The 10692-nt window shown below is 42.8% G+C and carries 6 protein-coding genes and 1 pseudogene; 4 read left to right on the top strand and 3 right to left on the bottom strand.

All coding sequences use genetic code 11. From position 1 onward, the window contains the following. Window positions 1-87 precede the first annotated feature (87 nt). Window positions 88-918: pseudogene (locus L5M29_RS23345) on the top strand (IS110-like element ISSba8 family transposase); the annotation flags it as partial. Between the two features lie 477 nt (window positions 919-1395). On the opposite strand, the gene L5M29_RS23340 reads toward L5M29_RS23345, so the two are convergent. Further along, window positions 1396-3660: a restriction endonuclease gene (locus L5M29_RS23340; RefSeq protein WP_259483842.1), complete on the bottom strand. Its 2265-nt coding sequence runs from the start codon at window positions 3658-3660 to the stop codon at window positions 1396-1398. A 315-nt stretch (window positions 3661-3975) separates the two neighbouring features. Between L5M29_RS23340 and L5M29_RS23830 the strand changes: the two genes are divergently transcribed. The 3 genes from L5M29_RS23830 to L5M29_RS23330 all read left to right on the top strand — a co-directional run bounded on the left by L5M29_RS23830 (window position 3976) and on the right by L5M29_RS23330 (window position 6377). Continuing rightward, complete coding sequence (locus L5M29_RS23830; protein ID WP_375163559.1) at window positions 3976-4092, top strand: hypothetical protein; 117 nt, start codon at window positions 3976-3978, stop codon at window positions 4090-4092. A gap of 104 nt (window positions 4093-4196) precedes the next feature. Continuing rightward, entirely contained in the window at window positions 4197-5618 is a 1422-nt protein-coding gene (locus L5M29_RS23335; RefSeq protein WP_263170308.1) for a hypothetical protein, read from the top strand. A 105-nt stretch (window positions 5619-5723) separates the two neighbouring features. Then, window positions 5724-6377 carry a hypothetical protein gene (locus tag L5M29_RS23330; RefSeq protein ID WP_263170307.1) on the top strand — a complete coding sequence of 218 codons (654 nt, stop codon included), beginning with the start codon at window positions 5724-5726 and terminating at the stop codon, window positions 6375-6377. A 674-nt stretch (window positions 6378-7051) separates the two neighbouring features. On the opposite strand, the gene L5M29_RS23325 is transcribed toward L5M29_RS23330, so the two are convergent. Next, on the bottom strand, window positions 7052-10330 hold the full coding sequence (locus L5M29_RS23325) for a type I restriction endonuclease subunit R (protein WP_263170305.1): 3279 nt from the start codon (window positions 10328-10330) through the stop codon (window positions 7052-7054). A gap of 14 nt (window positions 10331-10344) precedes the next feature. Beyond that, window positions 10345-10692: restriction endonuclease subunit S (locus L5M29_RS23320; protein ID WP_263170303.1), on the bottom strand; the 348-nt coding region annotated here is incomplete at its 5' end.

Here is a 10692-nt window from a genome sequence, read left to right as displayed (position 1 = left end):
TGTAGTGATGTGATGGACGCCTCAGCACCTAAGCTTGCAGTATTATGCCAAGCTTAAAGCTGACAAATAGTTCTGGAGGTTTCCATCATGGATATTAAAGTTATTGGTATCGATTTAGCCAAAAATGTTTTTCAAGTTTGTGTTTGTCTTATGGATAACTCTGTCATGAGTAACAAAAAGGTTAACAGAAACAAGCTGCTCGATAAAATTAGACAATTCCCCGAAGGTAGCCTTATTGCTATGGAGGCCTGTGGTACGGCGCATTACTGGGGAAGACAATTTCAAGCTCTTGGTTATCAAGTGCAATTGATCCCTGCTCAACATGTTAAGCCATTTGTTGCAAATCAAAAGAATGATGCCAACGATGCCCTCGCTATATGCGAAGCGGTTTTCAGACCTAATATCCACATGGTTCCAGTTAAAACTGTTGAGCAACAAGACATTAAAGCATTACGTTGTGTACGTAGTCGTCTCGTTCAAAATCGAACCGCCATGGTCAATCAAATTCGAAGCCTAGCGAGCGAGTCTGGTGTGATCTTCTCTGTCGGCAGGTTGCAATTACAAGCATCACTTAGCCGTATTTTAGCAAATAATGAGCATGAACTGTCTCATACGCTTCATTACCTGTTAAAATTTTTATATGAAGATTTATGTGTTTTAAATGAGAGAATTAATCAAATCGAGCGCGACATTAAAGCGCTATGTCAAATCCAACCTCGCTACAATGCATTGCTGTCGATCCCTGGCTTTGGACCATTAGTCACAGCAAGCTTTATGAGTGAATTAGGTTCGGGTCATCAATTTAAAAATGGCCGGCAATTATCTGCATGGTGTGGCTTAGTGCCATCGCAATCGAGTTCTGGTGGAAAAGTTCGACTAGGATCGATCACGAAAAATGGCAGCTCAGAACTACGTGTAAAGCGTTTGCGTAAGACGTTAAGCATCACGTAAAAGTTTACATGCACTGATGAATAAACGGTCAACCGTACCTATTAGAGCCTGACTTGACCAAGGCATTAAATGCCGATGTAGTGATAAGGTAATAGGTTTCGGATTTACATCATGGCGCGGGTAAAAAGCCTATTTAGACGCCGAATATATGGTAGTGAACCAATCATTCAAAAGTGTTGTAAAAGCTGAGGCGTCCATATATGGTCAAGTAAAACTGACCACAGGGTTATAGCTTTTTCATATTTTTGATAATCAGAAATGCTTTCATTAGAGCAAAAGTCCTAACACGAAAATGTCCCAACTCGTGTCAGGCCGATCAGTTCAGGCACGTTTATGCCCCATTGCGAGTTATCAGCGTGATGAGCAACTGACTTTGTTAGTTTGCAATTGACCAAATTTTAGTAATGCTACAGAGTGTCTATAGAAATCGGGCCGTAGCAGATATCACTCATCTATATCATCAAAAATGCTTCGACTGCTCGTATAGCTTACATTCGGTTCATCAACTATGATATCTCGCGAAGTCGAGCTGTCTTCCTCCGGTGGGTTTTCATCAACCCATTCTTGAACTAGCATGCGCTGTTTTTCAATAATATTTCTAATACGCAAACTATGTGGATATTCATCTATAATGCCTGAGAGCAGTTGAGTAAAACGCTTCATGTGCCATTCTGGGTCTTCTTCGGGATCGTGCTCTTCTTGATATAAACAACGCACTTCCTCAATTCGCGGCAGTAATTCAGTACGAATCGCTTCTCTTAGTATTCTCAGCTCCCTATCATTTAATAGTGAACGAAGCTCAGGGTCACTTAGAACTCTAGCATCTTCGCCATTTTGTGCATATTTCGAGACCGTAATTACCAGTGTTTTACGCGCGTTTTCTGGCAATAGGTCTAGTTTGAACAAGCGAATAGCTAGATCGACTTCTACTGAAAAATCTAAGTTTGGCGTTGGGGTAGTGATATGATCAATTAATTTGGGGTCAGCGCTGAGATACAATTCAAGAAACTGCTTGTTACACCGTCCGACTAAAAAACTTAGCAGTTCTCGTCGGGCCCACCATCCTGACATCCATTGTGTCTTGTAGGCAGAGCTTGTTTTATATGTAGTAAGTCGCTTAATGAGTAATTCAAACATAGAACTAGGCAGCACAACTGCTCTTTCAATGTCTACGTCGCCACAAGTTATCTGACGCATCAGCTTTTGGATATCGCTACCGCGGACATAAATCCCAAGCAACTCAGGGCTGCCTCGAAGCATGACAGAGTATGCGTCTCCAATAGTCGGGTGTTTGAAGGTCCAAAAAGACTTTCCGTCCGAATTCACGTGGACTACTAGACTATCGCGCAGTGCTTCGAGTGCAGCAGTACACCCTCCCAAGTCACTGCCCAATCGCCTCAGAGTATCATCCTCGGCAGCTGTCAGTGTGACCGGGCTATGCAATTGACCGTTGGACATATAAATTAATGCCAATGCTGCTTTGCAACCGGCGTCTAGCTCTTTACAGGTATCTATGAGGAATTGCTCGCGCTTATCTACAAACCTCTCCAAGCTCCAATCAGACAGATACAAATTTTGGGTGAAAAATGGATCTGCCAACCTCCTAGCTGTTTCCGGAATGAACCTATTATGATCTGCAACAGACCCTAAATGTGGTTTCACCGCAGCACGAAACTTTCTAGGTTGTCTTCCAAGCTTTAGATGGTTGTAGAGAATTTGCCTCCGTTCGTCAGACGTTAGGTTATGAACATCTATAACAACCTGACTCTCCTGGAAGAGCGGAAAAGCACCGTCCTTCAAATCCTGACGTGCACGATTATAGATGTAGTCACGTGACGTCATAACGATACGGTTTCCTTGGCGAAGAATGGTTCTTACCTCATTGAGGATATGATTCCAACCGGAGGCAAGGCTACTTTCATACTGAGTCACTCCGAATGCGTCATCGATCCAGAATAGTTGGGACTTTTCATTAGGATTCCAACGCTCAACGACAGACTGGGGCGTCATTAACTTAACCACAGACGCTCCCCATTGGTCAGCAGATGACATCGCAAGCAACGATGCAATGGTCGTCTTTCCTGAGGCTGGCTCGCCAACTAGAAGCACGAAACGATGCGTGTCGAGAGCTTTAGCTGCTTTTCGATAAGACTCTGTTAAAACGACTTTAGCTAGATCTTCTTTCATTGATTCGAGAACTGCTTTGGCCTGAGCATATGCTCGTTCGTCTAGAATTTGGCTCAAGTCTCCGAGACCGTAAACTCTTGGAACCATCATCCTTAAATGCTTATTCTCACGAATTTGGTCCTCCAGCCAAGTGGAACCAAATATAAGTAACTCTTTGATTCCTGCTTCTTTGGACCTTTCCTTAATCTTTAGTTCGGTAGCACCGGAAACGCCAGCATTTGTCATTAGAATATAAATGTCACACTCATTCTTGTTGACTAATCGTTCGGCCTTGCTGAATTCGTCTTCGAGATCTGATGGTGTGAGAGTGTGCCCAACGCGAGCGGTGAACTTACATTGGATCACAAAGCGACCAGAGAACAACTCACCATTCTGTTGGCTCCAGATACCCGAAAATGCTCCATCTCTACCACCGTCATTAGTATCTAGAAAGGACTGGACCGTTTGACCGAGGACTTCGCGCAATACCGAAAGGCACAATTGTTGAAAGCTGTGCCAGCCAAGAGTATGAAGATGAAACATATAATTCTAAATCCATGTCTATTTTATTGGCTTAGCTTACATCATGACATCTTAATCAGAAACACTTCAAAGGCCACAGTAGCTGAGTTTTGACTGAATGAACAAAAGGCCTATCATGGCTTCCTTAGTTGTTTCATTATATTATTTCTGACGCCGAAAATTACAATCATTTGGTACTTGTAAAGCCACTTTATTGTTCGCGTGTTTGCTAAGAAATCAAGCGTCGCATCTGCCTGATTTTGCAATAAGCCAAAATGCAGCAGAAAGGTATTTGGATTTAGCTGTTCAAAGCGCTGGAGTAATCAATGCAGCCAAATGTTAACAAGGCAATTAGTTCGAGAGACAAAAAGTACACGTAATCGCAAAGATCTGCGTGAATCCGAGCAAGATAAGATTGCCTGCGGAGAAAACACTTCGCTGCAATTGGCGTGAACCACCATGTCGTCACTACGCTGAATGAGGCGCTTAACGGTTAAAGCGCTAGCCGACTTAGGCTAGCGAACATTGTATCGATTAATCAAGGGATAGAATATCTGATGAGACTGGTTTTGGATTTAACTAATTGCTATGGGATCAATCGGCTACAGAAGGAATTTGATTTTTCAAAAGCTAATGGTGTTGAAGGAGTGTATTCGCTATATGCCCCTAACGGTACTTTAAAAACGTCATTGGCGAAAACATTCAAAGATGTTGCAGAAGGCAAAGCTTCAAAAGATGCGATTTTTCTTGAACGCGAAACGACGAGAACGATCACCATCGATGACAATGAGATTAGTCCTGCGCAGCTAATGGTTATTAACTCGTATGACGAGAGTTATAGTTCAAAACAGGTTTCGACCCTTTTGGTTAACGAAGTATTGAAGCGCGAATACGACGATGCGCTTAAAGAAGTTGACGATAAAAGAGCATTGCTCATAAAAGAATTGGCCAAAAGATCTGGTCGGCAGCATAAGGCTATCGCAGAGATGATTTGTGAAACCTTTAATCGCCCTGAGACAGATTTTTTTGAACTTCTCGGTGAGTTAAGAACGACTGTTACACAGGACTACTCCGATCTTGCTGGCTACAGACATGCAGATCTATTTAATCCTAAAGTATTGGAGCTCATTACATCAGATAACTTTGATCAAGAATTAACCGAATATGTTGAAACCTACGACAAGTTAATTAGCGAATCAGCCGTACTTTCCAAAACTTTTAACCATCAGAAAGCCGGAGCAGTGTCCAAGAGTCTTTCTGATACTGGCTTTTTCAGCGCGTCCCATACTGTGAATCTATCAATAAATGGGGTTAAACAAGAAATAACATCTAAAGACCGCTTAGATGAAATCTTACAGGAAGAACAGAATAAAGTCTTCCAAGATCCTGTTTTAAAAGAAAAATTTCAGCGTGTTGATAAAAAACTATCAACCAAAGAGACACAATCATTTCGGGATTTTATTGCTGAGCACCAAGCTCTTTTACCCGAGTACAAGAATATTCCCGATCTTAAGAAAAAGGTCGTTTGCGCTTATTTGCAAGCACATCGATCCCTTTGGGAAGATTTGATCGCTACATACCAAGTAAACCAACAAATCATAAGAGGTATCGTCGAACAAGCCAAACAACAGGAAACGACCTGGAAAAACGTTGTTGGTATTTTTAATAAGCGATTTTCAGTACCGTTTAAACTTCGAGTCGATAACCTCGAAGAGGTGATCCTCAATGCTGCAGCCCCAGCTATCACTTTTGATTTTGATGATGGCCGAGGAGCAACGAAGGAAGTAAAACGCGAGACTCTTTTACAAACCCTGAGTCAAGGTGAAAAACGAGCACTGTACATCCTCAACGTACTTTTTGAGATTGAGATCCGTAAGAATGCTGGAATACCGATCTTGATTACCATTGACGATATTGCAGACTCCTTTGACTACAAAAATAAATATGCTATCGTCGAATATCTTAAAGACATTGCTTAAGTAGGACACTTCTACTTGCTGATTCTTACGCATAATTTTGATTTTCATAGAATTATTAGTAGCAGAATCATCGGGAATGGAAGAGTTGAGCGTGAGAGGAAATTGATGGCCTCCAAGTCAGCTCGAGAGGTCAGGCTTTCTCAAGAAACTTACCAGAATGATGTCTTCAAGGTTTGGAAATCACGTTTGCACAGCAACGAAGCATTCATGCTTGCTAGCATTCCATTTGCAAGAAACCTTGCAGAATACTGTGGGCACCAAACTTCTTACGATACCTTAACTTCGTTACTGCACATCAAACAAGCCAGTCTGGATATTACCGTTGCGGAGTTGCAAAGCATCTATCGCACAGTATTTGCAGACAAGCCTGAGCTGATTTTGCCAAATGGTGATTTTCACGTGATCAATAGAATTCTGCAGGTTGCGGATGAAATATCACAAGGTGGAAATGAGACACCAGAGCTTGAGTTTAAAGTCATCCTCGCTATGGCTATACGGCTAAAAGCAGAGCAATTCATGATAGCAGCCATTAATGACGAGCCGTTCGTTCATGACATCCAGTCAAATCAGACCAGAGCGTTGTTTGATAAATATAGCGACCAGTTCCCTGCTCAAGTTGAGACTATAAGCTTACTGGACCAAGTTAATGTGATGACTCCAGAAAATATTCACTTAAATTCGTTCATGTACGAACCGATTCTAGATATGTCAGCACACCGTTTGTACGGGCTGTACAATGAATTGAACCAATTATTATAAGTTGCAATCGTCCTTTCAGTTTGAACTGATAGTTTTTTTAGCTTTGGACTGGTGACATGACATATCTAGATTTTTGTCACCAGTTGTATAGTTCAACTATGAACATGTATAAAATTGATCTGATCCAATTCTTTTGGACGTCTCGCTAAATTAGTAAACTCGCTTATTGATACCCCCAAAAACATTCACACTCCAGAATTTAAAACTGAAGCACTGAAGCTTGTTCAGGAAATTATTGTAGCTGCATCTGCCTGTGATTTAGGAAACTCCTTCATCAGTTTCTTTAGCGCTAAATGCGGGTTGCAATACTTATGATAATCCGAGAAATCGAGATTAGAGCAAAAACGTTAACAAGGAATTGTCCCGATTCGAGTCGGTGGGTTCATCGCTGGCTCATTCCTGCCCCAAAGCTTGCTAGCTCTCATCACTCAGTGTTAGCTGAATGCTCCGATTAGGTATACTTTTCGTAATGCGTTTTTTACTTCAAGCACCTCTTTTGACAGTGCTTTACGCCTCGCCAAAGGAGGTGTTGCCCCCAATCGCCAACGAGCCTAACCGTAAGGATACGGTTGACACGACGCAGCCGGAGTGACTGCGTCTGTTCAATTCACGCACTTAAACGACCAATCGTTTCACTGATTTCAGCGACCAGTTTAAGTATGATTGGGGTAATGCTAACCGGCTGATTGTATGGCGTTAAATCCTTCAATAACATCTTCATTAATTTCATCAAAGAGATCATCTGCCTGAGCAAAAATAAACTGTTTTAGAAACTGATCGATGCGGATATTGAGCTTAAAAGGTGGAATACTAACCCCGTCTACCTTTTCAAAGTAAGCCTTGGCATTGGCCTTATCAACGGTGTCTTTAAGGGCGTCAAAGCGACCAAAGTTGTTAAGACTCTTCTCATTAACACTGTTGCTCATTAAATTAACAAGTAGGTTTTTATCTAACCCTAACGCACTGACCAGCGCATTTAATTGCGCATTTTCAGCGTTGTCTTTGTAGTCGTTGATGTAGTCTCTAAAGCTGTGGCCATCGATTAACTGCGCATCACCGCGTTGTAAATCATGTAAGAAAAGCTTGGCGTACTTTTGTTCTACTTGGGTCAGTGAAGAGAATGACTTATGCAGCTCGTTGAGCGTGAGTTCGATGCTGGCTTGATCTTGGTGTTGATTGAGCTCTTTTAGAAATTTATCAAAGCGACTGTTCATATAGTCGGCATCAATTTTTCCAGTATCAATTTCAGTTAAATAGCCACTGATATCAAAAGGCACATCGCCACCACCTGCACCGCCACCATTACCTTTTGATGCGAGTTCTTTATAACGCAGCACGAGGCTCAGATAGGTTAGTTCATCAATCGCCAGCGTCACCTCATGCTCACTACTGCTCTCGTCTGCAAAAGAGTCCGTAAATGCATAGACCAACTGATCCCAATGTAAACCTTGTACCTTCGCTGCTTCTAGGTGCTGGTTAAAGACTTTAAATAGTTCGGCAAACTTTGCGCACGCTTCGACATCTTCGGGCAGTTTTTCAAAACTCGCTACACCGGCACTGATGAACAACTCGGTAATGTCACCCGCTAATTCATTCATTGCTTCCAAGTTACTTTCTAGCCTATCAACAAACAAGCCCATGGGTCTGTCGCCAGAATACAGTTTGACCGCATCGTTAATATGACGCTCCATCGTATGCGGGTAACGGTAGTAACGGATAATGCCATGCGGCTTATCAGGGCCAAACAAACGATTGGTACGCGAGAAGGCTTGAATGATGTTTTGGTATTTAATCACCTTATCTAAATACAAAACATTCAGCCACTTGGAGTCAAAGCCGGTGAGCATTTGATCTACCACAATCAGTAAGTCCAACTGCTTGGCGGGTTCGGTATGAATGCGTTCATAGGGTTTTTTGTGCGCTAGGCGTGCGGCTAAGTCTTTCTTAAAAGCCGCATGGCGAGCAAAATCAAAGTCTTGGCCATAGCAAGCATTATAATCGCGCATAATTTCTTCTAGGCCATCACCTTTAAAGGTAGGGCCTCGGTTTCCACTGCCGCCATCGTTATCAATATTTGGGTCAAACAAGGCAGAGATTTTAAGCTCAGGTTTGGCGGCTTTTAAACGACGATAATAATCGATGGCCTCGGCGATGCTGTTGGTGGCCAAGATTGCGTGAAATTTATTGCCTTGGCTGAGCACATCCCATCCATCAATAATATCAGCCACCACCTTTTCTTGGTGGGTATCGGTCAAGTATTGGCTTTTGGGGATATAGTCTTCAATGCCTTTGGTATATTGACCCGTTGCATCTTTAAAGCCTGCCATAGGCACGTCTTTCATAAAATAATTAAACTTTTGCTTTTTGGCGGGATCGTCCATGGCTTCTGCTACGGATCCAGCTTTCGCTTGTTCTAACGCCACCGCTTGTTTTAAATCACTGTCTCTAAAGGTGGGCACTTTATAGGGGTCAAAGCCTAGTACGTTACCATCGCGAATACCATCAGCTATGCTGTAGCGGTGCAGCTCGTTACCAAACACGGTACTGGTGGTATTGCCGTTTTTTTCATTTTCTTCTTGGATCGGGGTGCCAGTAAAGCCGAAAAATAACGCGCGTGGAAAGGTAATTTTAATAATACCCAGCATGTCACCAAAGGTTGAACGATGCGCCTCATCAATAATAAATACCAAGCGTTTAGCGCGGATTTTTTCAACATCGGCGCTATTGGTGGATATAAGTGTTGCTGTGCCTTCAGCATGCCCATTGTCAGCAGCAACGGCTTCAAAAATATTACTCATTTTTTGAATCGAGCTAACAATGAGGGTGTCGGCTGGGGACGAGCTTTTTAATTTCGTTACCAATACATGGGTATTTTCGGTCGCTTGAACATCTTCGCCATCGCCCGCAAAATTACGGTATTCCGCCAGCGACTGGGTGCCTAGTTCAATTCGGTCCATCAAAAAAATCACTTTATCGGCATCTTTTGACTGGGCAATTAGCTGCGCCGATTTAAAGCTGGTCATGGTTTTACCCGAGCCGGTGGTGTGCCAAATATAACCACCTAACCTATCGACGTTGTTGGCGCTACTGCCCATTTGCTGCCAGTTGGTTTTGGCTACCTTATCGGAGATGGCATTGGCGGCGAAATACTGGTAACTGCGCATCACTTTCAGCACGCCATCGGTGTCATCGGCCACGGTATAAAAGCCTATCAACTGATGCGCCATCGGGATGGATAACAACGTTGAGGCGATGTCTTTCCAATGGTTCATGGGCTCGTTATTAAAGTCGGCCCAGTTAAACTGGTAATCGGGGTTAAACTTGCCATCCATCCCCGGGTTGGCAAAGTATTTGGCATCAAGAGGCTCCATGGCGACAAACACTTGAATGAGTGAAAACAGGCCGCTAAAAATACCTTCTTTGGAATACTTTTCGATTTGGTTAACCGCTTGGCTTACTGGCACACCACTACGTTTAAGCTCCACATGAATAACCGGCATACCGTTAATCAGCAACAACACGTCACCGCGCCGGTCATTACGCAAGGGGCTACCGCGTTCAAACTTAGGCTGCTGCACAATTTGGTAACGGCTTTGGCCTGCCGCGATTTCTTGGCGATCATAAATCTTTAAGCTGACTTCTTTACCAAGATGCAAACTATCGGCGGGGTTATCGCGCTTAATGGCCACGGTTTTGCCGTTGATTAAGCCATTGAGCTTGAGCGGGGTTTTCAGTTCTTTAATCTGCTCAATAATCTGTTGCATTTCCGTTGCCGTCAGTGGCACGTCGTTTAAGCGGTCTTGCTGGCGATTGTTCTCAAATAAAATGTTCGCCCAGTTTTGCAGTAAATCCGCTTCGGTTTTGTTTTTGAGTATCTCGCTCTCCCAGCCCTTGTGGGTAAGCACTTCGATAAAAGCCTGTTCAAATTGTGCTTCGGTTTTAAAGGTGGTCATGGCTGTGCTCCCTGCTAAACAAACATTTTGTTCAAGCAGGCCTGCTTGATGTTAGTAAGTTTGGTGATTTGTTGTTGGTGTTGGTTGATGAGCGCATCGAGTTTTTGGAAATAATTGCCGATGGCGGTTTGTTCTTCCCTTTCAGGGACGCATATTAATAAACTGCGAACATTACTTAATGAAATAAATTTCTGTGTTCCACCACTAGCAAAATCATCCAACTGCTGAGTTGTAATTGGCGACTGCAAAAAATAATAGCTGTATAAAAAATCCATTTCGTTTTTATCTTTGATTAAAGCCACATTCTTTATTGCGAAATCTGGAGTCTGTCTAATTAAAGCAATATTACCTATAGTGCCAAT

This window comes from Shewanella sp. SM95, from assembly GCF_025653595.1.
GTDB lineage: Bacteria > Pseudomonadota > Gammaproteobacteria > Enterobacterales > Shewanellaceae > Shewanella > Shewanella oncorhynchi.
The sequence above is the reverse complement of the archived record's forward strand: the minus strand, read 5'-3'. Positions and strand labels throughout refer to the sequence as shown.